This is a genomic window from Ferrovum myxofaciens, assembly GCF_000735045.1.
In the GTDB taxonomy this organism is placed as follows: domain Bacteria; phylum Pseudomonadota; class Gammaproteobacteria; order Burkholderiales; family Ferrovaceae; genus Ferrovum; species Ferrovum myxofaciens.
In genome coordinates this window covers 38,048-61,491 of record NZ_JPOQ01000011.1, presented here as the reverse complement: position 1 = coordinate 61,491, position 23,444 = coordinate 38,048, and the positions used below count along the sequence as shown (strand labels likewise).

Here is a 23,444-nt window from a genome sequence, read left to right as displayed (position 1 = left end):
TTTCGTTATCAATATAAGATTTTTGTTAAAATTCAATCGGTTTTAAGTGTTTATCGGATACGGTGGGGCTGTGGATTGAGATCATTGAAGGGAAATAAGGGGGGCAAGGGTTGATAATAGTGCTTGGCTCAGATCCTGTGCCCGGATAAACCGTGCGTTTTCATTCTCTGCGCACACGCCTGTCCCTGGCCTACGCCCTCTTCCTTTTATTGGTCGTGGGGTTGGGCGCGTTCAGTATTCGTCAGTTGGATGATTATAATCGGGTGACGGCAGAGATTCGTGACCGTTGGCTGCAATCCACGCGCATTCTGGGGGATCTCAACAACGATACCTCGGATTTTCGTGCGGCTGAGGGCAGTTTCTTGCTGGCGGATACGTTGTCAGAACGTCAGGACAGTGCGCACGAAATGGACTCTCTGGATGCTTCCATTGCCCATAGTCTGGTGCGATACCAGCGCATTCGTCACGATGATCAGGAAGATCGGCTGTATCAGGATTTCCTGATTCACTGGCGAAGTTATCACCGGTTGGTGAAGCAGGAACAAAGGTTGCCGCTTGAAAGTGGCACAGCGATTCGTTTATACCGCACCGATGCGCGCACCGCTTATAACCGGGCCAGTGAAACACTGGGACAATTGACGCAGTGGAATCTGGTGGGGGCTAAAAATGCCGTGGAACGGGAAAGTGCCACTTATCGGGATGCCAACGGCTGGATCGTGGCGGCCATTTTGACCGCAGGATTGCTGCTTTTTACGGCCATTGGTTTCATTACCCGCTCTGTTTCCAATCCGTTACTCGATTTGGCAAAGAGTATGCAACGAATTGCAGACAAGGAAACAGAAGTTCCCATTCAGGGGGTTGAGCGGAGCGATGAAATTGGTGTCATGGCCCGTTCTGTGCAAGTATTTCGGGACAATGCCCGAGCCCTGTTGACCAGTCAGGCACGTTTGGCTGAACAGGCAAAAAGTTTGGAAGATGCTCTGGCCAAAGCTCAGGAAATGACTCAGCAACAACATAATTTCGTTTTGATGACCTCCCATGAATTTCGAACGCCTCTGGCCCTGATCGATGGGTATGCTCAGCGCCTGTATAACGCCCGTGAGCGTTTTGGGCCTGAAGAAGTGGGAGAGCGGGCACTCAAGATCCGGCGTGCCACCCAGCGCCTGACCACCCTTCTCGACAGTTTGCTGGATGTCCCCAAACATTCTGCCGAACCCCCACCATTTCATCCGCAACCACTGGATATCAAGGAGTTGCTTCGTCGTTTATGCCAGGAATATCGTGAAATGGCTCCTGATCGAAATTTTCAGGAACACCTGGAAAGTTTAAGTTTTTTTCTCACCGGGGATGTGGAATTGCTTCATCAGGCATTTGGCAATCTTTTATCTAATGCTGTCAAATATTCGGCACCGGGAAGTTCCATTACGCTTGAGGCGCAGGACTGTGACGGCACTCTGGTGATTGAAATATCGGATCAGGGCATCGGCATTCCAGAGCGGGATCGTCCTCATATCTTCGAACGATATTTCCGTGGTTCCAACGTCAGTTCGCACAGTGGAACAGGCGTGGGACTTACCCTCGTGAACCAGATCATCACCCTGCATCACGGGACCCTGGAAGTTGCCAGTACGGAGGAGCAGGGAAGCCGGTTTACTGTCCGTTTTCCGGATCCTGAACGGACTTCACTGTTGACGTGACAACCGGCTTGGGGGAGAGGACAAATCAGGCGTGCGTGAGGGCGGTGACGGCTTCCTGATACCGCTTCAAGGTACCCAGGATGATTTCTTTGGGAAGGGCGGGGGCAGGGGGGCATTTGTTCCAGTGTTGGGTTTCCAACCAGTTGCGGACGAACTGTTTGTCGAAACTTTGCGGGCTGGTGCCGGGTTGGTAACTGTCCTTGGGCCAGAATCTCGAGGAGTCTGGCGTGAGTACCTCATCCATGAGGGTCAGTTGATCGTGATCATCGAGTCCAAACTCGAACTTGGTGTCGGCGATCAGGATGCCGCGATCTTCGGCGTACTGTGCGGCTTCAGAATAAAGTTTGAAGGCCGTTCGCTTCACTTCCTCGGCGCGCGGTTCTCCGACCAAAGCAATCATTCGATCAAAGTTGATGTTTTCGTCATGATCGCCCGCAGTCGCCTTGGTGGCCGGGGTGAAAATGGGTTGAGGGAGTTTTTCGGCGCGCTGTAATCCCACCGGGAGAGGAAGGCCACAAACCCTTCCGGTCATTTGATAGTCCTTCCAGCCCGATCCCTCCAGATAACCCCGTACCACCGCCTCCAAAGGCAGGGGTTTGAGACGTTTGACGATCATGGCACGATCACTGACCTGATCTCTTTCGGCTTCTGTGACCACGTCTTCAGGGTCGATTCCGGTGAGATGGTTGGGAATGTCCTTGAAATGATCGAACCAAAAGTTGGAGAGTGCCTGGAGTAACTTTCCCTTGCCTGGTATGGGGGAAGGAAGGACGACATCGAAGGCGGACAGGCGATCGGTGGTTACCATGAGCAGGTACTGAGTTCCCACGGAATAGATGTCCCGCACCTTGCCCCGGGCAATCAAGGGCAAGGAAGTGATGGTCGTTTCAAAAACGGCGTCACTCATGCAGTATGCTCTCCCACCCGTATGATTTTCATCGTATTGGTCCCCCCTGCCTTGCCAATGGGTTCGCCCATGGTCAAGAGCATCAAGTCGCCTTCCACGACGGCACCCATCTTGAGCAGTACAGCCTCAGCTTCGGCAATGACAGCCGCAGGTTCAAGATGGCTATGATGGAAGGTCACGGGGTAAACTCCCCGGTACAGGGTGGTTCGCTGCTGGGTTTCTTCGGAGGGGGTCATGGCATAGATCGGCACGGGGGTATCCGAGCGAGAAATCAACAAAGCCGTGGTTCCGCTCTGGGTCAAAGCGGCCACTGCCTTGACGTTCAGGTGACGGGTGGTATGGATCACCGCGCGCGCCACGGCCTTCTCGATACGATCCACGGGGTCGAAAGCCCCCCGTTCCACCGTCGGAAGTATTTCCTGTTTTTCTGCTTCGGTGCAGACTCTCGCCATGGCCGCAATGGATTCCACCGGATATTGCCCTGCAGCCGATTCGGCAGAGAGCATGACGGCATCCGTTCCATCCAGCACGGCATTGGCCACATCAGAGACCTCTGCGCGGGTGGGGACTGGGCTGGAGATCATGGATTCCATCATCTGGGTGGCTGTGATGATGGTTTTGTTCATCTGGCGCGCCAAGCGAATCATACGCTTTTGCAGGGCGGGCACAGCGGCATCCCCTACCTCCACGGCCAGATCTCCCCGCGCCACCATGATGGAATCGCTGGCGGCAATGATGTCTTCCAGGGCATCGATGGCTTCAGCGCGTTCGATTTTTGCTTGTAACTGGGCCTGGCCACCCGCCGCAGTGAGAAGCGCACGGGCCTGATCCATGTCAGCACCGGAACGGGGGAAGGAGACGGCCAGATAGTCCACCTTCAGGCGTGCGGCCAACTTGATGTCTTCCCGATCCTTATCGGTGAGTGCGGGTGCGGTCAATCCGCCGCCTCGACGGTTGATGCCCTTGTTGTTGGACAGGGTGCCTCCCTGAATGACGATGGTGTGAACTTCATTGCCGATGACGGCGGTGACGCAGAGTTCGATTTTTCCATCATCCAGAAGAAGGGCGTCACCGGGGTGAACGTCCTGGGGTAATTCCTTGTAATCCAGTCCGACCCGTTCCTGGTTGCCTAAAGGGCAATCCGCATCGAGTATGAAGATGGCGCCGGCTTCAAGAAGAATTTTGTTGTCTTGAAACTTGCCTACTCGAATTTTAGGACCCTGCAGGTCACCCAGAATACCCACCGTTCGGCCCAGTTTTTTGGCCAAGGTTCGGATGGTTTCGACTCGTGCGCGGTGGTCTGCTTCCGTGCCGTGGGAAAAGTTGAGGCGGGCCATATCCATCCCGGCCAGGATCATGCGTTCGAGGATTTCGGGAGAACTGGAGGCGGGACCGATGGTGGCGACAATTTTGGTACGACGCTGCATTTGAATGACAACTCCTGTGGGCAGTGGAGGGGTAGGGAATGGGTCTGGTACCACGATTCGAACTCCACCAGCGATAAAGCCATGATTATCTCATGGGTAGCCCGAGTCTGTTTGGTTTGTGCGCAGGGAACCCTCCCTGCGGAGGGCTCCGATGCGACAGGTTATTGTCCTCGTGCTTCGAGGATCTTGACAGCAGGCAGGTCTCGTCCTTCGAGGAATTCGAGGAAAGCGCCGCCCCCGGTGGAGATATAGGACACACGGTCGGCAATGTCGTACTTGGATACGGCGGCCAGGGTGTCTCCCCCTCCGGCGATGGAGAAGGCCTTGGATTCAGCAATGGCCAGGGCCAAGGCTTTGGTGCCGTCGCCAAACTGATCGAATTCGAACACGCCCACAGGACCGTTCCACACGATGGTACCGGCGTTTTTAATGATCTCCGCCAAGCGCGCGGCCGTTTTTGGACCGATATCAAAAATCATGTCATCGTCAACTACAGCATCCACATTTTTCAGGGTGGCTTCCGCATCTTCAGCGAATTTCTTGGCAGTGACTACATCCACCGGAATGGGCACATCGCCGCCCCGTGCCCGTGCTGAATCGATAATTTTACGAGCCTCCGGTACCAGGTCAGGTTCTGCCAGGGATTTGCCGATCTTGTGGCCTTCGGCCAGCAAGAAGGTGTTGGCAATTCCACCGCCGACGATCAGTTGATCAACTTTGTGGGACAGAGTGGAAAGCACCGTCAACTTGGTGGAAACTTTGGATCCTGCCACGATGGCCACCAGGGGGCGGGCAGGTTCCTTGAGCGCGCGTCCCAGGGCATCCAGTTCCGCTGCCAGCAGAGGGCCGGCACACGCGATCGGAGCGAATTTGGCCACGCCATGGGTGGAAGCTTCGGCGCGGTGAGCGGTACCGAAGGCATCCATCACGAATACATCGCACAAGGCGGCCATTTTTTTGGACAGCGTGTCATCGTCCTTTTTTTCGCCCACGTTGAAGCGCACATTTTCCAGCAGGACCACCTGACCCGGTTCGACATTCAGGGGGTGATCGAGCCAGTGCCGGACCAGAGGCACCGGTTGCCTCAGAAGTTCGGACAGGCGCTGAGCCACAGGCGCCAGGGAATGGGCTTCATCAAAAGAGCCTTCTGCGGGACGGCCCAAGTGGGACATCAACATGAGGCGTGCTCCTGCCTTCAAGGCGTGTTGGATCCCGGGCAGACTGGCACGGATGCGCGTGTCATCAGAGATACGGCCTTCCTTGAGGGGTACGTTGAGATCAACGCGCACCAATACACGTTTTTTGGCAAGATCCATGTCCTGCATGCGAAGGATACTCATGACAATTTCCTGTGGTGATTCAAAAAATTCAAAAAATCAGCCCAAAATTTCAGGGAAACAGGGCTGATGCATCAAACATGGACAAGTCAGGATGCTGCCATCCAGGCAGCGGTGACGTCCAGCATACGGTTGCTGAAGCCCCATTCGTTGTCATACCAGGACAGAACCTTGACCAAGGTTCCGCCGGAAACTTTGGTGAGGGTGGCATCAAAGGTACTGGAAGCAGAATCGTGGTTGAAATCCACGGAAACCAGGGGTCCTTCGTTGTAGTTCAGGATGCCCTTCAAGGCGGCTGAACCCGCAGCTTCCTTCATGATGCTGTTGATTTCTTCCACGGTGGTGGCCCGTGCGGCTTCAAACGTCAGGTCCACCAACGAGACATTGATGGTGGGGACTCGGACGGCAAAACCATCCAGTTTTCCGTTCAATTCGGGCAGAACCAGACCCACGGCCGCTGCCGCCCCGGTTTTGGTGGGAATCATGGACATGGTGGCGGAACGGGCCCGACGCAGGTCGGAATGGTACACATCGGTCAGCACCTGGTCGTTGGTGTAGGAATGAACGGTCGTCATCAAGCCTTTGACCACGCCGATTTTTTCATGCAGCGGTTTTACCAGGGGGGCCAAACAGTTGGTGGTACAGGAAGCATTGGAAATGACGGTCATGTCGGAACGCAGAACATGATGATTGACCCCATATACTACGGTGGCATCCACATCGTTCCCGCCTGGTGCGGAAATGACGACTTTTTTGGCGCCGCCTTTCAGGTGGGCCGAAGCCTTTTCCTTGGAAGTAAACAAACCGGTGCATTCCAGAACCACATCCACGCCCACGCTACCCCAGGGAATTTCAGCGGGGTTGCGTTGAGAAAAAACCGGGATGCGATCGCCATTGATGACCATGGCGTTGCCTTCCACCGAGATTTCTCCATTGAACCGACCGTGGGCGGTATCAAAGCGGGTCAGATGAGCATTGGTTTCAGAATTGCCCAAATCGTTGATCGCTACGATCTGAATGCCTTGCTTGTTACCGGTCTCGTACAGGGCACGCAATACATTGCGACCGATGCGACCATAACCGTTGATACCGACGCGAACAGCCATGTGATTTCTCCTCAGGGTTGACAATGGTGGGGGAATACGGTGATTCTTTCCCCCTATTATAGATAAATTGCACTGATATTATGAAGGCTTTATGATGGGTTTGTCATCAGGGGCGGGCATGCATTTTACCTTTCGGCAATTACAAATCTTCGAGGCGGTGGCCAGATTGCTCAGTTTTTCACGGGCGAGCGAAGAGTTACATTTGACTCAGCCTGCGGTATCCATGCAAATCAAACAGTTGGAAGATTTTGTGGGGATGCCTCTGTTTGAACAGATGGGCAAGCGAATTTTTCTGACCCATGCGGGAGAAGAACTCTACCAGCATGCGCGGGTGATTGCGCGTCAACTGAAGGATGCCCGGGAAGCCCTGGAAAGTTTGCGCGAGGGAATCAGTGGTCGTCTCGACATTGCCATCATCAGCACGGCCAAATATTTTGCCCCTACGCTTCTGTCTCGCTTCTGTGTCTTGTATCCGGCGGTCCAATTGAAATTGTCGGTATCGAATCGGGCGGGAATCGTTCGGCAGTTGCACCATAACGAAGTGGATCTGGTCATCATGGGACAGCCGCCGCAAGAGATGGGCGTGGTGATGGAGCCCTTTGCCCGCAATGCCCATATTATCGTGGCTCCACCCACGCACCCCTTGGCTGCGGAAAAAACCGTGGAAGTGGCGGACCTGGCCGGGGAAGATTTTTTACTGCGCGAGAAAGGGTCGGGTACGCGTCAGTTGCTGGAGAGATTCCTGCTGGCCCATGGAGTTGAAATACATCCGCGCATGGAGATGAGTAGCAACGAAACCATCAAGCAGGCCACGATTGCTGGCATGGGGATTGCCTTTTTATCCGAACATTCGGTTACGTTGGAACTGGAAACCAAACGACTCAAAATATTACCGGTGGTTGGATTGCCCATTATCCGCGACTGGAATCTGGTTCATCATCGGGACAAACGCCTGTCCCCGGTGGCGCGGGCTTTCAAGGCGTTTTTGCTGGAGCAGGCACCGCATATGCTGCCGGTGGTGGGTGAACGGGGCATGATAGCATGACCGTGTTTTGTCTTGATCAAAGGGGTCCTGGAGGATGAGCCTCCCGCGTTTCTATTGTCCTGACCGTATCCTTTTGATGCAAGGAGGAGCGTTGCCCCGTGAAGTGGCACACCATGCGGTGCGGGTACTTCGAAGGGAAGAGGGAGAGGAATTGATACTGTTCGATGGTCAGGGGGGAGAGTTCCGTACCCGGATCCTGACCATTGAAGGTCCCCGCGTGGAGGTGACAGCGGGAGTTTTCGACTCTGTGGAACGGGAGTCACCCCTCCAGACGATTTTGATTCAGGGACTCTGTGCCACTGAAAAAATGGACTGGATCTTTCAGAAAGCCGTGGAGTTGGGGGCCACTGCCCTGTGGGTGGCCCCGACGGAACGTAGCGTGATTCGCCTGAAGGGAGAGCGCGAGGCACGGCGTCTTGAACATTGGCACAAGGTCATCCTTTCGGCGTGTGCTCAATGTGGGCGCAATCGGGTGCCAGAACTGCGCTTTTTTGGAGCGCTGCATGACTGTTGGGCCAAACTTCCCGCACTGGGGCTTCGCCTCCTGCTGAATCCGGAGGGACAGCCAGGGAGGAGGGCGGATCCTGCCTTGTCGGATGGAACCGTGATTCTGCTGGTGGGGCCTGAGGGGGGATTGAGTGCGGCAGAAATAGGCCAGGCCCATCAGGCAGGGTTCGTGGATGGGCGCATTGGCCCCCGCATCCTGCGTACGGAAACCGCTGCATTGGCCGTACTGGCAACTCTTCAGTCCCGTTACGAGGACTGGACGTTGTGATCTGACCAAGGAAAGTATGGGATCGGTGCGCCTCTGCAGTACGGGCGGTGCCTTTCCGTCGAGGAAGCGCGTTGATAGAATCACGCTTGGGCAACTAGGGGATTATCGATGAAGAACAGTCAGGACTTCGTGGCCTGGTTTCGGGCTGCTGCCCCCTATATCCATGGGTTTCGGGGTCATACTTTCGTGGTGGCTTTTGGTGGGGAGGTGGTCAGCGATGGTAAATTCGTGGCACTTACCCATGACCTCAACCTTCTTCATAGTTTGGGCGTACGCCTGGTGTTGGTATATGGAGCCCGTCCACAGACGGAAGGACGACTCTCGCAACGGGGTCATGTGCCCCATTATGTGGAAGGTATTCGGGTTACCGATGCCGTGGCGCTGGAGTGTCTGATCGAGGCTTCCGGGACGCTGAGTGTGGAAATCAGTGCCTTGCTTTCGGTGGGTGTGGCCGAATCCCCCATGGCAGGCGCTGCCCTGCGGGTGGCCACGGGAAATTTTGTCACGGCTCGTCCGGTGGGCGTGGTGGAGGGGGTGGATTTTCAGTATACCGGTCGCGTACGCAAGATCGATGCGCTGGGGATTCAGCGCCGTCTGGAGGACGAAGAGTTTGTGTTGCTGCCTCCTCTGGGCTATTCCCCAACGGGCGAGATTTACAACTTGACCGTGGAAGAAGTGGCTACCGCCGCCGCAGTGGCTCTGAAGGCCGCCAAACTGATTTTTTTGACAGATGCCGCCGGGGTGGTCAATGGCTCCGGCGAGTTGATCGGGACGTTGTCGGCCCAACAAGCCGAAGAAATTCTTCGGCATCCCGGTACGCAGGGCGAGGATGTGGGGTATTACCTGCCCTGCGCGGTGCGGGCATGTCGTCAGGGCGTGGCGCGCGTCCATCTGCTGGATCGTCACCGGGATGGTGCACTATTGCTGGAACTGTTCACGTCGCAGGGGATCGGGACTCTGGTCACACCGGACATCAAGGATGTGTTGCGTTCTGCGACATTGGAAGACGTGCCGGGACTGCTGAGTGTGATCGAACCGCTGGAGGCGGAAGGTGCTCTGGTCAAGCGCGATCGAGTATTGCTGGAAACCGAAATCGACCGTTTCACGGTATTGTTGCACGATGGGCGGGTGATCGGTTGTGTGGCGCTGTACCCTTACCCCGAGGAAGAATGTGCAGAACTGGCTTGTCTTGCAGTGATGCCCGAGTTTCGCAGTCAGGGACGGGGTGACGTATTGCTGAGCCATGTGGCAGAACGGGCTCGTGCTCTGGGCGTGAAGCACCTCTTTCTGCTGAGCGCACGGGCCGGGCAATGGTTTGCGGAACGGGGCTTTGTGGAAACCGGCGTGCATGACCTCCCGCCTCAGCGGCAGCAGATGTACAACTACCGGCGCCGTTCCAAAGTATTCGTCAAGCCTCTGGGTTGAACGGGTTTCCGGTATCATGCTCTTTTCATTCGATCAGGAAGGTAAATCATGAGCCGAACCGTGCAGTGCATCAAGTTGAAAAAAGAAGCCAAGGGATTGGATTTACCGCCCTACCCAGGGGCCTTGGGGGCACGAATCTATCAAGAGGTTTCGGAAGAAGCATGGCAACAGTGGCTGGGTCATCAGACCATGCTGATCAATGAAAATCGTCTCAATCTAGCCGATCCGGAAGCCCGCAAGTATCTGGCCCAGCAAATGGAAGCTCATTTTTTCGGGGAAGGGGCAGAGCAGGCCTCCGGCTATGTGCCCCCTCCTCAGTAATCGCTGATGACGGTGCGTTCCACCTCCTCCATGGAGGTGTGACGCACGTCCTTGCCCTTAACCAGATAGATCACGTATTCCGCCATATTTTTGGCATGATCTCCAATACGTTCCACGGCTTTGGCTGCAAACAGGATATCGATGGCATTGGAAATGGTCCGTGGATCCTCCATCATGAAGGTAATGAGTTGACGCAGAATGCCCCGGAAGGACTCATCCACGTCGCGGTCATCGCGCAATACCTGGGCAGCGGTGGTGGCATCCAGACGGGCAAAAGCATCGAGAGAATGTCCCAGCATCTGCACAGCCAAATGAGCCGCATGACGAAGATCCACGGGGAGATGAGGTTGGAGTAGACGGTCGCTGTCATGGAGCAGGATGGCCATACGCGCCATTTTTTTTGCCTCATCACCGATGCGTTCCAGATCGGTGATGGTTTTGATGATGGCCAGAATCAGGCGCAGGTCGCCCGCTGCAGGCTGCCGTCGGGCGATGATGTGGGTACAGTCTTCATCGATGCTCACCTCCAGTCCATTGATCCGACGGTCAGTTTCAATGACCTGGCGGGCCAGGGAGACATTGCCGTCCTGTAATGCATTGACCGCCGATTCAATCTGTTCTTCGATCAAACCGCCCATGCGCAGGACTTTGGCGCGGACATTCTCGAGTTCTACATCAAACTGTTTGGCAATGTGTTCTTGATGCAAGGTAAACCTCCGCAAAATTAACGTGTTGAAGTGCGGATTCCCGAGGTCGTGGCCAAAATCAGTACATCCGCCGGGCGGCGTGCAAAGAGGCCGCACATCACGACTCCGGTGAGGGCAGACAGCCGTGTTTCCATTTCCACAGGATCGAGGATCTGCAGATTGTGAATGTCCAGGATGATATTGCCATTATCGGTGGTAAATCCCTCGCGCAGGATCGGCTGTCCGCCCAGACGGACCACTTCGCGCGCCACATAACTGCGTGCCATGGGAATCACTTCAAGGGGGAGAGGAAATTTGCCCAGAAGTGCTACCTGCTTCTTCTCATCCGCAATACAGACGAATTTTCTGGCGACGGCGGCCACGATTTTTTCCCGCGTGAGCGCACCCCCTCCGCCTTTGATCATGGCCAGACCTGCAGTGATTTCGTCAGCTCCGTCCACATAGACGGGGAGATCGTTGACGCTGTTGAGGTCGAAAACCTGAATGCCGGCTGCCTTGAGGCGTGCCGTGGATGCTTCTGAACTGGAGACTGCCCCTGCGATGCGATGCTTGCGTGCGGCCAAGGCATCGATGAAGAAATTGACGGTGGAACCGGTGCCCACACCGATGACCGCATCGTCGGGAAGGTGGTCGAGGGCGGCCTGGGCAGCCGCTTTCTTGAGTTCGTCCTGATTCATGAATACTCCCTGAAAACCCCCAGCATAACTGCAACTTGTGACAGACTCAACCGTGTTTCTCCATTTTATTCCCGGTTAGAGTGGGGGAGTGCCGTAAAGTTTGTTAATCTTCGGGTATTGAGTGAGGAAAATTTCATGACGGATCGTTATCTGGAACGCATCCTGCGCGCCAGTCGAGTGTATGACGTGGCCACGGAAAGCCCTTTGCAGCGTTTGCCGCGTCTCTCCGCCCGGTTGGGCAATGTGCTTTGGCTCAAGCGCGAAGATCTGCAGCCAGTGTTTTCCTTCAAATTGCGTGGGGCCTACAACAAGATGGCCAGTCTTGCGCCGGAGATATTGGCGCGGGGGGTAATTGCCGCCAGTGCCGGAAATCATGCCCAGGGCGTGGCTCTGGCTGCGCAGCGCATGGGCGTGCGCGCCCTCATCGTCATGCCCGTCACTGCACCGCGGATCAAGGTGGAAGCGGTGCAGGCCCTGGGAGGCGAGGTGGTACTGGAAGGGGTATCTTACTCGGAGGCTTACGAACACGCACTGACTCTGGTGGAAAAGGAAGGACTGACTTTTGTGCATCCCTATGATGACCCCGAGGTCATTGCCGGACAGGGTACCATCGGACAGGAAATCCTGCGCCAGCATTCAGCGCCACTGGAGGCGATTTTTGTCCCCATTGGAGGAGGAGGGTTGATTGCGGGGGTGGCAACTCTGGTCAAGCAACTGCGTCCCGAGATTCGTATCATCGGAGTACAACCCCAGGATTCCGATGCCATGCGTCAGTCTTTGGCGGCAGGTCGACGGGTAATGCTGGATCAGGTAGGATTATTTGCCGATGGGGTGGCGGTTCGCCAGGTGGGACAGGAAACTTTTCGTTTGTGCCAGAAGTATGTGGATGAAGTGGTGACAGTGAATACGGATGCACTTTGTGCCGCAGTCAAGGATGTCTTTGACGATACCCGCGCTGTACTTGAACCCGCGGGAGCCTTGGCAGTGGCTGGACTCAAGCAGGTTGTGCAACGGGCGGGATGGCAGGGCAAATCCGTGGTGGCCATTGCCAGTGGTGCCAATCTTAATTTTGATCGGCTACGTTTTGTGGCGGAACGGGCCGAGTTGGGTGAACAACGGGAAGCCTTGTTTGCTGCCACTATTCCCGAACGTCCCGGTAGTTTTCGTCAGTTCTGCACTTTGTTGGGATCAAGGGCGGTGACGGAATTCAACTATCGCTATGCGGATCATCAGCAGGCCCATGTATTTGTGGGGGTTTCTTTGGCTCAGCCCGATGAGTTGCCGGAATTGCTGAATCGTTTGCAAGCCCAGGGTATTCGCACCCTTGACCTGACTCATAACGAAATGGCCAAACTTCATATTCGTCATTTGGTGGGTGGTCATGCCCCCCAGGCCGAGCATGAAATACTGTACCGCTTCGAGTTTCCCGAACGTCCCGGCGCCTTGGCCTGCTTTCTTGACCGCCTGAGTGCTCACTGGAATATCAGCCTCTTTCACTACCGTAATCATGGTGCCGACTACGGGAGGGTATTGGTGGGGTTGCAGGTTCCTCCCTCGGATCAGGAAGCTTTTCAGAACTTCCTGAATATCCTGGGTTACCCTTGGGTGGATGAAACCCGTAATCCTGCGTATCAACTGTTTTTGGGAGGCGGCGCGTGAATTGGGATGGGGCTGGAAAGTGCGGCGGGATGGGACCGTATTTTTGGGCGGGAGTTTTTCTTTTGGTTTGCCCTGGGTTGGGGTGGGCAGCGGAAGAAGGGGCGGTATCGGTGGACCGGATTTTTCGTGAGTTGGGACCGGAAGGACAGAGTACCATCCGGATCCTGACCACCGCCGCCACCTGCCCAACGCTCGTGGTGGATGGACGGCCCCGTCTCATGGATTTGCGTGTCGGCCCCCGTTTGGAGCCCCGTGACGATCATCCGGGATCGATCTTCCCCGAGCGCGTTTGCGAGGTCACCCACATACCGGCGGCAGCCTCCGTGCAGTGGCAGGGGCGGATTTTACCCGCACTGAATCATTCTCCGCGCAAGATCGTGGTATTGGGGGATACGGGGTGTCGGATCAAATGGCCCGGTTTTTACCAGTCTTGCAATGACCCTCTTCAATGGCCGCTGGCTCAGGTGGCGCACAGTGCGGCGGCGGAACATCCTGATCTGGTATTGCACGTGGGCGACTATGCTTATCGCGAAAGTCCCTGTTTGGCCAGTGGCTGTGCCGGGACGCCCCATGGTTATGGGGAAGATGTGTGGCAGGCCGATTTTTTCGAACCCATGGCTCCCTTGCTGGAAGCCGCCCCTTGGGTGGTGGTGCGGGGCAATCATGAGACCTGTGCCCGGGCGGGACAAGGATGGTTCCGTTATCTTGACCCTTTTCCCTATGATCCCCTTCATTCCTGTTCTGTGTCAGGCGGAACCAAGGAAGCACCGGATCCTCCCTATGGGGTTTTGTTGGGGGATGGATTGCAGTGGGTCGTGATGGACTCCACCGCCGTTTCAGAAAAGAAACCACGCTCAGGCAATGCTGCAGTGGAAACCTACTTCCGTCAATTTGCTCAGGTTGCCCGATTGACGGCACGTTCAACCCAGAACTGGCTCACGCTTCACCATCCGGTTCTGGGGTATGGTTACTTGCCTTTGGTGGGGTACGAACCGGCTAATTATCAACTCAGTGAGGCTTTGGCCGAACATCATTATCCCGACTGGACCCCCCCTGGGGTTCAATTGGTGGTGCAGGGGCATATTCATACCTTTGAATTATCCCGGTTCGAGGGAATCTCAACCCTTGGTTTGATTGCCGGTTTCGGTGGATCCATGCTTGAACCCCCTTTCCCGGGTTGGGTGCCTGGCCACAACGAAGTGGCACCGGGGGTGCGGGTGGCACAGTCCTACAACGACCAGCATTATGGCTATTTGCTCATGGAACGGACGGAGGAGGGGCAATGGCGTCTGACAGAAAAGAATGTACAGGGTCAGACACGCCGCCTTTGTTTGTTGACGCTGAACCAGACTCCCGTTGGCTTTCATTGTGACGAGGTATTCACTGCGGAAAAGTCCTCTGAACTGCCGGATTCCGTCGGAGTGGCGGATTACCTGCTGCTGGGCGAGGTGCATGACAATCAGGCCGGGCATGCACTGCGACAGCATTGGCTGGAATCTCTGGCCAAGCACGGGGATTTCGTTCTGGCCATGGAACAGTTGAATCGTGCGCGCCAAGCCGCACTCACGGAGGCCGACGACAAAGTTCAGGGGCCCGTGGTCCAGAGTGATCCGGCACTGCGTTCTATGGCAGAAGCCGGAGGATTTGACTTCAAGGGCTGGCACTGGGATTTTTATGCCCCTGCCCTGGCTCTGGCGGTAAATCAACACTGGCCGCTGGGAGCGACCAACCTGGATCGTCAGTCCCTGATGAAACTCATGACAGGCAAGGATCCTCTGCCTTCCGTACCCTTGCACTGGAGTGCCCACCAGCAGGAAATTTTAACCGCTGAAATACGTGAAGGACATTGCCACTTGTTGCCGGAAACTCTGTTGCCCGGCATGGTGGCCGCGCAACTGGCCCGTGATCGCAGCATGGCCGAAAGCCTGGTGGCCTGGCACCATCAAACGGGCAAGCCCGTGATCTTGCTGGCGGGGAACGGGCATCTGCGCAAGGATACGGCGGTTCCGCAGTGGTTGCAGCAACTGGATCCGGGTGCACGGGTGGTGAGCGTGGCGGTACTGGAACCCGAACAGATGCACGATCCCAAACTGGTGGGCGTATACGATGATACTTTCGAGGTCCCCTTGCAGCCCCGTGTGGACCCCTGTGTGGCGCTACGAGAACGCCTCAGTGGGAAACTATCCCCCCCGTCAAACCAAAAAGTTCCTTGATGTCGAGGATCAACACGATTTCTCCATCGCTGGACATGGTTACGCCCGCCACTCCGTTGGGGCGGAAGGTATCAAGGGATTTGATGACGACATCATCGTGACCATCAAATCCATCCACCGACAGAATGAAACTTTGATTATCCACCTGCATCAGAACACCTGTATGGGCCTGGTTTGATTCTTCCCAATGGAGGAGTTGAGCCAGGGACACCATGGGCAGGATTTCTCCCCGCACGACCAAGGTGCTCTTTCCACCTACATGCTGGATTTGGTTGTGTTCAAGGGCAATGATTTCGCGTACCAGAGACAACGGAACGGCAAAGGACTGGGTACCGATGCGTACCATGAGAACGGGCAGAATGGCCAGGGTCAGTGGTAGAGAAATAGTCAGTTCCGATCCCTTGCCTACCTCAGAACGAATGGTGACATTGCCATTCAATTTCTTGATGTTGGTTTTGACCACATCCATCCCCACCCCTCGTCCGGAAACACTGGAAATCTGATCTTTAGTGGAGAATCCAGGCAGGAATATGAGTTCCAGGCACTGAGTTTCATCCAGACTGCTGGCGACTTCCGGGCTGATCAGGCCCTTGGAAATGGCCTTGGCACGAATGGCTTCGGGGTCCATACCCTTGCCATCATCAGCGATGACGATATTGATGTGGTCGCCAATCTGACGTGCTTGCAGGTGGATGAGACTTTTGGCGGGCTTGCCTGAACTGGTGCGTTCAGTGGGTAATTCCACGCCATGATCCACCGCATTACGAATCAAGTGAACCAGTGGATCATTCAAGTCTTCGATCATGGTTTTGTCAATTTCTGTTTCTTCCCCGACTAAAACCAATTCCACTTCCTTGTTCAACTGCCGTGCCAGATCCCGCGCCAAACGGGGAAATTTTTTGAACAAGCGGCCGATGGGTTGCATGCGTGTTTTCATGACCGAATTTTGCAAACTGACCACCAGCATATCCAACTGATTGACGGCTTCATCAAGTGCGCGCAGGGTGTTGGGATCCTGTTTGCCCAATAGAATATCGGAGCGCAGTTGATTTAAACGGTTTTTGGTCAGACCGATTTCTCCGGATAAATTGAGTACTTGATCCAGGCGTTCCGTATCGACCCGGATGGTGTTTTCCTTGACGTTCTCTGCCTCCCTTCGTCCACTGGGGCTGGCACTGGTGAGGGAGTCGGTGGCGCGTCGTCCGTAACTTTTGATTTCCTGAGGAGCATCGAGGGGCGGGTCGATGTTCGGAGCAGGAAGAACGTTTACGGTGGGTTTGTCCTGAGCCGGGTGAACCATGGGTGAGGACGGTTCCGGGGAAGTTCCGGAGGCAGTCAGAGCCGCAAACAAGGCATTCCAGTCTGGGCCGGGTGGGGCTGCGGATGGGGCGGCAGGTGGTGGTGAGGCCTTCGCTAAATTTTTCCCTTCCAGAATGGCTTCCAGCGCCTGGGTGATGGAAAGCGGTGCCGAGGACGGCTGGGTATTTTGAGAGAGTGCGCCAAACATGTGACGCACTTCGCTGGTGGCGGACAGGATGGCATCCATGATGCTGGCATCAAGGGTGAGTTGATCGTTACGCAGGCGATCGAAAAGGTTTTCCGTCAGGTGGCACAGCGTGACCAATTCCGTGGCATTGAGAAAACCTGCACCCCCCTTGATGGTATGAAATCCTCGGAAGATATCGTTAAGCAAACCGTGGTTGTTAGGGGACCGTTCAAGCATCAGGAGTTTGCTGTCCACATCGTCCAGCAGTTCTGAAGATTCCTGAAGAAAATCTTGCAGCAGTTCTTCCATTCCGGAAAAGTCGCTCATGATGTCAAAATCCCAGGCTTTCCAGCAATTCGTCTACCTGATCCTGACTCGTGACCACGTCACTGCGTCCGGATGTCGTTCCCACAACGGGGCCATTGAGTAATCCTTCATCCACACGGGACATGGCAGGGGCATTCTCCACCAGTAGGGCGATGAGTTGTTTTTCCATGTTTTGAGTGACTTCCAGGGTTTTTTTGATGACCTGACCCGTCAAGTCCTGAAAGTCCTGAGCCATGACGATTTCCATGAGAAAGGTTTGGATTGCCTTGGTTTGTTTTGGAATTTCAAACAGTTGAGCATGGGTTCGGGTGACCAGAGCCTTGAATTGTTCCACCGATACCTTACCCTCGAAAAGTGACTGCCATTCATTGGCCAATTGGTTGCAATCCAACTGTATTTTCTCTACGATGGGTTGGGCAGCATCTGTGGCATTGAGCACTCGTTCTGCCGCCTGTTGGGTCATGGCAGCCACATAGCCGAGACGATCGCGCGCATCGGGAATGGCTGAGGCCACGGTTTCCAAACTTTTATCCAATCCTAATTCGCGCAAACTGTCATGGAGCGTCCGGGTCAACTGACCAATTTCATTGAACACTTTTTCGGTATTGTCACAGGTAGGGCAACCGTTCTCATCTTCTTTGGTTTCCCCATTCATGCCGTTTTGGGCAGCGACGATGCTGTCGAAAAGGGATTCCAGGTCATCGTTGTCTTGGATGCTCATGGCATTCTCACTTCTTCATGTTCTGAAAGATTTTCTTCAACTTTTCATCCATTGTGGCCGCGGTGAAAGGCTTGACGATATAGCCACTGGCACCTGCCTGGGCAGCTTCTATGATATTTTCCTTTTTGGCTTCAGCCGTGACCATGAGTACAGGCAGATGTTTGAGGGAAGGGTCCTTGCGGATGGCACGCAACAATTCGATCCCTGTCATATTGGGCATATTCCAGTCCGACACCACAAATTCGATATCTCCGGCGCGCAACTTGTTGAGGGCATCTACCCCATCTTCTGCCTCGATCACATTTGTAAAGCCCAATTCTTTCAAAAGATTGCGTACGATTCGTCGCATGGTGGAAAAATCGTCCACCACCAGAAATTTCAGGTTCGCATCAACCACGCTTATTCTCCATCATTCAACTCAGCAAGGGACGCAAGGTTTCCGACAGCATGGCCGTGTCAAACTTTGCAACGTAATAGTCTACTCCGACCCGGCTTCCCATGGCTCGATTGGCTTGTGACGAAAGCGATGAATGCATGACAACGGGGATTTCGTCAAAGCGTTTGTCCGCTTTCACATGTTGCGTCAACACATACCCGTCCATTTCAGGCATTTCCGCATCCACCAGAATTACCTGGATCTGATTGCGCAAGGGGTATTTCCCATGGGAAGCACTGTCCGCCAAGCCACATAAGCGCTCCCACGCTTCCCGTCCGTTATTGGCACGCAAATGTTTGACTCCCATTTTATCCAGCAATTCCGCTATTGTCTTGCGTGCAACAGATGAATCATCCGCAAAAAAGACGCACTTTTCATGGCCACTTTCTATTTTAGGGACATTTCCCACTACATTTTCCCCAAAAGCAGAGGCCAGTACCTGTTCCACGTCCACGATGGAGATCAGTTCTCCCGTGGGGAGTTCGGTAATGGCATTGATGAGGTTGTCGCCGCTGCCGGAGAAATCATTTTCTGGTGCGCGGACGGTACTCCAGTCGACGCGGATGATGCGGTCCACGTTGGCGACCAAAAACCCCAGCGTGTGACGACTGTATTCGGTGACCAGCATGGTGCTGCGCTCGTGCGCACGAGCATTTTCCAACTTCATGAAACTGACCAGATCCAGAACGGGGATGATATGTCCGCGCAGACTGACGATGCCAGAAACGCCTGCGGGCATGTTGGGCGTACGGGTGACCTTCATGGCGTGGGTGACTTCGCGCACCTTGAACACATTGATGCCAAACTTTTCTTCTGTACCCAGGGAAAACAGCAGGATCTCCATTTTATTGGATCCTGCCAGATTGGTCCGCGCATCTACGGTATCCAGTAGTTCATCCCCCAGCGGAGAAAATGTTTGGGGCTGATTCTGAAAAGTCATGGGGCCTCCGCGCCTTTCAGCAGGCGAGTCAGGGTGCTCGCCAAACGATTGGGTTCAAATTTTGAAATATATTCGTCCACCCCCACGGTTTTGCCCAGTTGCTGGTTGGAACTGCCGGACAAGGAGGAATGCATGAGAACCGGGATGCCAGTGAAGCGCTTATCTTCCTTGATCTTGCGTGTCAGCATGTAGCCATCCATTTCGGGCATTTCCACATCGGTCAGAATGAGGTGAAGCAAATCCTTCAGAGGCGTGTGGGAACTTTCTGCCTGGTCAGCCATGTGGCGCAACTCGTCCCAGGCTTGACGACCATTGACTGCCGAGATGCCCTTTACTCCCATGGCTTCCAGGGTACGGGCAATCTGTTTGCGGGCAACGGAGGAATCATCGGCATAGAACACACGATGATTGTTCAAACCGAGGGGTTGTACATTGCGGTAGATGGATTCGTCTTCACCCAGCTGCGCGGTTTCAGCCAGTACCCGTTCCACATCCAGCATCATGACCAGTCGTCCGTCTGGCAGTTCTGTGACGGCGGTGACCAGACCCCCCAATGGGGTATTCACCATTTCCGGGGGAACCCGCATGGCCGACCAGTCGAGACGCAGAATGGTATCCACCGATTCCACCAGAAACCCTTGGGTGTGGCCATTGTATTCCGTGATGATCATGATGTCCGGAATGGTTTCGAGCGGAATGCCGATGTACTTGGCCAAACCGATGACGGGGATCAGCCGGCCACGCAAACTGACCATTCCTTCCACTGTCTCGGGCATTTCCGGGGCGCGGGTGATGGGTGGGGTACGCAGTACCTCGCGTACCTTGAAGACATTGATGCCATAAGTTTCGCGGCGTTCGGTTCGGGGATTGATCCCCAACGTGAACATCAGAATTTCCAGCTTATTGTTTCCCGCCAACTTGGTTCGGGCATCGATTTTGGAAAGTAGTTCAGACATGGATCATCCTTGGTTCACTGTCTTTGAGCAGGGTTGTGCCTCATGATAAGGGATAACGACTTCTTTGCAGAAAACTTTAATCAGCGTGCCGGGCTGACAGGAATGGAGGGGGCCGGCACTGCCGGAGAAGGGGGAACGACTGGCGGTGCCGGAGGAACGCCATTTTCTACCTGGATGACTCCTCCGTCATGGCGTGCCGTATCCTCCGCCCGTTTGTTCATGACGATGATGCTGATGCGCCGATTGGTCGGGTCATTGGGATCGTCTTTATTTAGTAAGACGGCCGATGCCAGTCCGACGACACGCAGGACCTTGTCGGGATCCATGCCCCCCGCAATCAGTTCACGGCGGGATGCGTTGGCCCGGTCGGCAGAGAGATCCCAATTGTTGTATCCGCCCTTGGCTCCCTTCATGTCCACCGAATAGGGACGCGCGTCCGTATGACCGGACAAACTGATGAAATTGGGGACATCATTGAGACTTTTACCGATTTCCCGGAGGATATCGCGGGTGTAAGGTTCCAGTTGGGCGCTCCCCACACGGAACATGGGGCGGTTCTGGCGGTCCACGATTTGAATGCGTAATCCCTCGCTGGTGATGTCCAGAAGGATCTGGTTCTTGAATTTCTCCAGATTGGGATTGTGGGCGATGACCCCTTCGATTCTGGTTTTCAATTCCTTGAGTTTGGCCAGTTCCTCGGCTTGCTCCTTGCGTTTGAAGTCAGCATCGGTGGCTTTGACAGTGATGATTTTTTTCGTGGAGGGATGGTCGCCTCGCTTGACCTGTCCTTCACTCCGGGTCAGGTCTTTCCCTCCGCCCGTCACAATGCTGGAACTGTCCCCGCTGCTTGAGCCTCCGGCAAGGGCAACTTTCAGGGGGGTTTTGAAGTAATCCTGGATCCCCTGCAAATCTCCCTTGGTGGTGGAACCCAGTAACCACATCAGAAGGAAGAACGCCATCATGGCCGTTACAAAATCCGCATAGGCGATTTTCCAGGCTCCCCCATGGTGGCCGCCTCCCGCAACCTTCTTGATGCGTTTGACGACAATGGGGCGTTTATCTTCGGCGGTCATCGACCCGGTTCCTCAGGATCAGCGTTTCTGTTTGACGTGGGTTTCCAACTCGGTAAAACCCGGACGCTCAGGAGAATTGAGTACTTTGCGTCCGAATTCCACCGCCATGGCGGGGGCATAACCGTTGAGACTGGCCAGCAAGGTCACCTTGATGGTTTGAAACATCTTGGTGGATTCTTCGGCCTTTTGTTCCAGCAGGCCCCCCAGAGGTCCCACAAACCCATAGGCCAGCAGGATCCCCAGAAAGGTTCCCACCAGTGCATGTGCAATGAGCATGCCCAACTCGGCAGGAGGGGCTCCCACGGATTCCATGGTATGCACCACGCCCATCACGGCGGCCACGATCCCGAAAGCGGGTAACCCATCACCGAGTTTGGAGATGACGTGGGCAGGTACCAGCGCCTCATGGTGATGGGTTTCGATTTCCACATCCATCAAATTTTCGATCTCCATGGCATTCAGGTTTCCGCTGACCATGATGCGCAGATAATCTGTGGTGAATTCAATCACGTGGTGATCGCCCAGGATTTTCGGATACTTGGAAAACAGGGCGCTTTGCTCGGGGTTTTCCACATCACCCTCCACGGCCATCAGCCCTTCCTTGCGGATTTTTCCCAGGATCTCATAGAGCAGGGCCATCAACTCCATGTAGGTTTCTTTGCTGTATTTTGCCCCTTTGAATACGGAGGGAAGGGCTTTGGACGTGGCTTTGACCGCCTTTCCCGTATTGCCCACAAAAAACGCACCGAGGGCGCCTCCCCCGATCATGAGCAATTCAATGGGTTGGAAGAGGGCGCCCAAATGCCCCCCCCCCATGGCAAAACCTCCGAACACGGCACCCAGAACGACGACATAGCCGATGATGACAAACATGGAAAGGCTCCAGATACGTTATAAATTCTTGGAGGGTTACAAGGCGCCATTCAACCATGAATTGAGCGCGAGCGCATCCTGTCTGCGGGATTTTCCACTAATTTTTTTGAACTTTACAGGGAAGGTTCGGAAGAAACCGGTTTTGGGAGGAGTTTTTTGGTTTTCCCTGCGCGGGAAGGAGGGGCGCAGATGCCGCAGATAAAATCAGCGGTCAGATCGTGGGTATGGACCACGAACTCCCCGTTGCAACGGATGCAGGGAGCCGTTGTCAACATGCCGGCAGCGCAGAAACGAAGTAGAAACCAGGCGCGGGTGATGCTGAGAACGTTTTCTTCCTTGCTGATGACATTTTGCTCGAGATAGAGCCGATAACTCTTGATGAGCAATTCAAGAGAGGGGAGTTCGATATTCTTTTCGAGGTAGCGGTAAATTCCAAGAAACAGGGAGGCGTGGATATTCGGCTGCCAGGTGATGAACCAATCGGTGGAATAGGGCAGCATGCCCTTGGAAGGAGAGTGTCCGGCAACTTCCCGATACAGTCGTAACAGCCGCTCGCGGCTCAGATGGGTTTCTTCCTGCAGCAACTGAAGGCGAGCGCCCAACTCGATCAATTCGATGGCCCATTGTACTTCCTGGGCTTCGGCAACGATGCTGCGCGGAGCGGTCAAGAGATCAAAAGACCAGTTGTTCAGCCGGTTGGCCGGCCATGAGGATGGCTGCATGGGGCAGAGCCATGAGACGGTCTTTAGTGTGGTCGGTGATCATATTGAGGAGCAGATTCTCATCGAAACGCAAGCGACACACCAGCATATTCGAAGCAGCCATTTTAATCAACTGGGCAGGCGTCAAACTGGCGATCAAATCCGCCATTTCTGCGTTGATTCCCAACCGGAAGAGCGCAGCAGCCATATCCTGGTTGATCATATTCTGGGCCAGCATCAGATAGGAAAGGTTGGTGTCCTTGATTTCTTCATGTAATTGGGTAGGGTTCATGGAACTTCTCCTTAGGTTGGGGTGCACCGGTGACCACGGGTCACGATGGGACCCATTGTGCCGAGCGCGAAAAGGAGAATAAATCAGCAATTTGATGAATTTGCCGTAGGAATAAAACCTATGGGCGACAAAGACGCCCGCTTTGCTGTCAGGAGCAAAAAAGCGGGTAAAATAAAAAATCAAATATTTTCAACGGATTGCGATGTTCTGCATCGTCCATGAATAGGTTATCGGCAGGCTTTTGGAAAACTTTAGGGTTTTTTTGAAAAAAAATAAAAATTTTTTTCAAGAGGGAAAGTGTCTCGCTTTTGCACCGTCTGGAGAAATGACAGGGTAAATCCCC

General features: G+C 54.6%; 23 protein-coding genes. 8 read left to right on the top strand and 15 right to left on the bottom strand.

Features of this window, described 5'->3' with window-relative positions:
* Positions 1–152 precede the first annotated feature (152 nt).
* The gene (locus tag IV91_RS0102965; RefSeq protein WP_035417032.1) at positions 153–1,697 is read left to right on the top strand and encodes a HAMP domain-containing histidine kinase; all 1,545 of its coding nucleotides are present in this window, start codon (positions 153–155) and stop codon (positions 1,695–1,697) included.
* Positions 1,698–1,722: 25 nt separating this feature from the next.
* On the opposite strand, the gene IV91_RS0102960 is transcribed toward IV91_RS0102965, so the two are convergent.
* The 4 genes from IV91_RS0102960 to gap all read right to left on the bottom strand — a co-directional run bounded on the left by IV91_RS0102960 (position 1,723) and on the right by gap (position 6,474).
* Positions 1,723–2,604 (bottom strand): phosphoribosylaminoimidazolesuccinocarboxamide synthase, encoded by an 882-nt coding sequence (locus IV91_RS0102960; protein WP_031595887.1) that lies wholly within the window; start codon positions 2,602–2,604, stop codon positions 1,723–1,725.
* Positions 2,601–4,031 carry a pyruvate kinase gene (gene pyk / locus IV91_RS0102955; protein WP_031595885.1) on the bottom strand — a complete coding sequence of 477 codons (1,431 nt, stop codon included), beginning with the start codon at positions 4,029–4,031 and terminating at the stop codon, positions 2,601–2,603. Before pyk ends, IV91_RS0102960 begins: the two co-directional genes overlap by 4 nt.
* A gap of 161 nt (positions 4,032–4,192) precedes the next feature.
* The gene (locus IV91_RS0102950) at positions 4,193–5,371 is read right to left on the bottom strand and encodes a phosphoglycerate kinase (RefSeq protein ID WP_031595883.1); all 1,179 of its coding nucleotides are present in this window, start codon (positions 5,369–5,371) and stop codon (positions 4,193–4,195) included.
* 86 nt (positions 5,372–5,457) lie between these two features.
* Positions 5,458–6,474, bottom strand: a complete 1,017-nt coding sequence (gene gap / locus IV91_RS0102945) for a type I glyceraldehyde-3-phosphate dehydrogenase (RefSeq protein ID WP_031595882.1) — start codon at positions 6,472–6,474, stop codon at positions 5,458–5,460.
* 118 nt (positions 6,475–6,592) lie between these two features.
* Between gap and IV91_RS0102940 the strand changes: the two genes are divergently transcribed.
* The 4 genes from IV91_RS0102940 to IV91_RS0102925 all read left to right on the top strand — a co-directional run bounded on the left by IV91_RS0102940 (position 6,593) and on the right by IV91_RS0102925 (position 10,040).
* A complete protein-coding gene (locus IV91_RS0102940; RefSeq protein WP_031595877.1) occupies positions 6,593–7,519 on the top strand; it encodes a LysR family transcriptional regulator in 927 nt (308 codons plus the stop codon).
* Positions 7,520–7,553: 34 nt separating this feature from the next.
* Positions 7,554–8,294: a 16S rRNA (uracil(1498)-N(3))-methyltransferase gene (locus tag IV91_RS0102935; RefSeq protein ID WP_031595875.1), complete on the top strand. Its 741-nt coding sequence runs from the start codon at positions 7,554–7,556 to the stop codon at positions 8,292–8,294.
* Positions 8,295–8,402: 108 nt separating this feature from the next.
* A complete protein-coding gene (argA, locus tag IV91_RS0102930) occupies positions 8,403–9,719 on the top strand; it encodes an amino-acid N-acetyltransferase (protein WP_031595873.1) in 1,317 nt (438 codons plus the stop codon).
* 48 nt (positions 9,720–9,767) lie between these two features.
* Positions 9,768–10,040, top strand: a complete 273-nt coding sequence (locus IV91_RS0102925) for an oxidative damage protection protein (protein WP_031595871.1) — start codon at positions 9,768–9,770, stop codon at positions 10,038–10,040.
* Here the strand turns inward: IV91_RS0102925 and phoU are convergent.
* On the bottom strand, positions 10,034–10,747 hold the full coding sequence (phoU, locus tag IV91_RS0102920) for a phosphate signaling complex protein PhoU (protein ID WP_031595870.1): 714 nt from the start codon (positions 10,745–10,747) through the stop codon (positions 10,034–10,036). The genes IV91_RS0102925 and phoU overlap by 7 nt on opposite strands.
* A gap of 17 nt (positions 10,748–10,764) precedes the next feature.
* Positions 10,765–11,424 (bottom strand): ribose-5-phosphate isomerase RpiA, encoded by a 660-nt coding sequence (gene rpiA, locus IV91_RS0102915; protein WP_031595869.1) that lies wholly within the window; start codon positions 11,422–11,424, stop codon positions 10,765–10,767.
* On the opposite strand from rpiA, the gene ilvA reads away from it, so the two are divergent.
* Together ilvA and IV91_RS16630 are read left to right on the top strand one after the other, a co-directional pair.
* On the top strand, positions 11,374–13,083 hold the full coding sequence (ilvA, locus tag IV91_RS0102910) for a threonine ammonia-lyase, biosynthetic (protein WP_264753745.1): 1,710 nt from the start codon (positions 11,374–11,376) through the stop codon (positions 13,081–13,083). The two genes, rpiA and ilvA, sit on opposite strands and share 51 nt — an antisense overlap.
* A gap of 29 nt (positions 13,084–13,112) precedes the next feature.
* Positions 13,113–15,296 (top strand): ChaN family lipoprotein, encoded by a 2,184-nt coding sequence (locus IV91_RS16630; RefSeq protein ID WP_051861925.1) that lies wholly within the window; start codon positions 13,113–13,115, stop codon positions 15,294–15,296.
* On the opposite strand, the gene IV91_RS0102900 is transcribed toward IV91_RS16630, so the two are convergent.
* The 9 genes from IV91_RS0102900 to flhD form a co-directional block, all read right to left on the bottom strand.
* Positions 15,253–17,109: a chemotaxis protein CheA gene (locus IV91_RS0102900; protein ID WP_031595866.1), complete on the bottom strand. Its 1,857-nt coding sequence runs from the start codon at positions 17,107–17,109 to the stop codon at positions 15,253–15,255. The two genes, IV91_RS16630 and IV91_RS0102900, sit on opposite strands and share 44 nt — an antisense overlap.
* Positions 17,110–17,113: 4 nt before the next feature.
* A complete protein-coding gene (gene cheZ / locus IV91_RS0102895; protein ID WP_031595865.1) occupies positions 17,114–17,830 on the bottom strand; it encodes a protein phosphatase CheZ in 717 nt (238 codons plus the stop codon).
* Positions 17,831–17,837: 7 nt separating this feature from the next.
* Complete coding sequence (gene cheY / locus IV91_RS0102890; RefSeq protein WP_031595864.1) at positions 17,838–18,227, bottom strand: chemotaxis response regulator CheY; 390 nt, start codon at positions 18,225–18,227, stop codon at positions 17,838–17,840.
* Positions 18,228–18,243: 16 nt separating this feature from the next.
* Entirely contained in the window at positions 18,244–19,206 is a 963-nt protein-coding gene (locus tag IV91_RS0102885; protein WP_051861924.1) for a chemotaxis protein, read from the bottom strand.
* A complete protein-coding gene (locus IV91_RS0102880) occupies positions 19,203–20,162 on the bottom strand; it encodes a chemotaxis protein (RefSeq protein ID WP_031595862.1) in 960 nt (319 codons plus the stop codon). The genes IV91_RS0102885 and IV91_RS0102880 overlap by 4 nt, the downstream gene beginning before the upstream one ends.
* 80 nt (positions 20,163–20,242) lie before the next feature.
* Positions 20,243–21,235 (bottom strand): flagellar motor protein MotB, encoded by a 993-nt coding sequence (motB, locus tag IV91_RS0102875; protein ID WP_084189877.1) that lies wholly within the window; start codon positions 21,233–21,235, stop codon positions 20,243–20,245.
* 18 nt (positions 21,236–21,253) lie between these two features.
* Positions 21,254–22,108, bottom strand: coding sequence for a flagellar motor stator protein MotA (motA, locus tag IV91_RS0102870; protein ID WP_031595860.1), 855 nt, complete (start codon positions 22,106–22,108; stop codon positions 21,254–21,256).
* 113 nt (positions 22,109–22,221) lie between these two features.
* Positions 22,222–22,830 carry a flagellar transcriptional regulator FlhC gene (gene flhC, locus IV91_RS0102865; RefSeq protein ID WP_051861923.1) on the bottom strand — a complete coding sequence of 203 codons (609 nt, stop codon included), beginning with the start codon at positions 22,828–22,830 and terminating at the stop codon, positions 22,222–22,224.
* Positions 22,781–23,101, bottom strand: a complete 321-nt coding sequence (gene flhD, locus IV91_RS0102860) for a flagellar transcriptional regulator FlhD (RefSeq protein WP_031595858.1) — start codon at positions 23,099–23,101, stop codon at positions 22,781–22,783. The genes flhC and flhD overlap by 50 nt, the downstream gene beginning before the upstream one ends.
* A 45-nt stretch (positions 23,102–23,146) precedes the next feature.
* Between flhD and IV91_RS18340 the strand changes: the two genes are divergently transcribed.
* Positions 23,147–23,323, top strand: coding sequence for a hypothetical protein (locus IV91_RS18340; protein ID WP_156472641.1), 177 nt, complete (start codon positions 23,147–23,149; stop codon positions 23,321–23,323).
* Positions 23,324–23,444: the final 121 nt, after the last annotated feature.